Raw genomic sequence first — 780 nt, 5'->3', positions numbered from 1 at the left:
GGAGGGGGACCGTGCGGGGGTCAGGTGGGGGTTGGCCTCGTAGGCCGAGCGCGGCAGCGAGCGGAACGGGGCGCTGCGCTTGACGGTGTCGAACCATTCCTCGACGTCGATCGAGCCGAGTGCCGCGGCCGCGACGGTCTGCTGCGCGAGGATGTCGAGCGGGTTCTGCGGAACGGCGATGGCCTCGATCTTCCCGGCGAGCATCCTCTCGGTGACGACGGCGGTGTGGAGCACGTCGCTGCGGTGCTTGGGGAAGAGGGCCGCGCGGCTCACCTCGCCGACCTGGTGCCCCGCGCGTCCCACGCGCTGGAGACCGGATGCCGCGCTCGGGGGCGCCTCGACCTGGATCACGAGGTCGACCGCGCCCATGTCGATGCCGAGTTCGAGGCTGCTCGTCGCCACGACGCAGCGCAGCGCCCCGGACTTCAGCTCGTCTTCGACCTGGGCGCGCTGTTCTTTGGAGACCGAGCCGTGGTGGGCTTTGGCCAGGATCGCGGAGACACCCGCGGACGACCCCGCCTGCGCCATCATCGCGGCGGGGACCGTCGGCTCCGGCACATCGATCCCGACGCGTTCGGCGTAGATCTCGTTGAGGCGCCCGGTGAGGCGCTCCGCCAGGCGCCGCGAGTTCGCGAAGACGATGGTGGAGCGCCGCTCGAGGATACGGTCGACGATCGCCTCTTCCACGTGCGGCCAGACCGACCCGGCCATCTCGGTGCTCTCAGGACGCTCGGAGAACCACTCGCCGTCGGTCGCTTCATCGGGGGCGGGGGAACCCGG

The 780-nt window shown here is 71.3% G+C and carries 1 protein-coding gene; it reads right to left on the bottom strand.

The window, feature by feature from the left end; translation table 11 throughout:
• Nucleotides 1–780, bottom strand: a 780-nt coding sequence (locus NS220_RS18810) for a helicase-related protein (RefSeq protein WP_275934694.1), incomplete at both ends; no start/stop codon positions are given.

This window comes from Microbacterium testaceum, assembly GCF_001476655.1.
Classification (GTDB): domain Bacteria; phylum Actinomycetota; class Actinomycetes; order Actinomycetales; family Microbacteriaceae; genus Microbacterium; species Microbacterium testaceum_C.
Note: the sequence above shows the minus strand (reverse complement) of the source record. Positions and strands in the feature narration are given on the sequence as shown.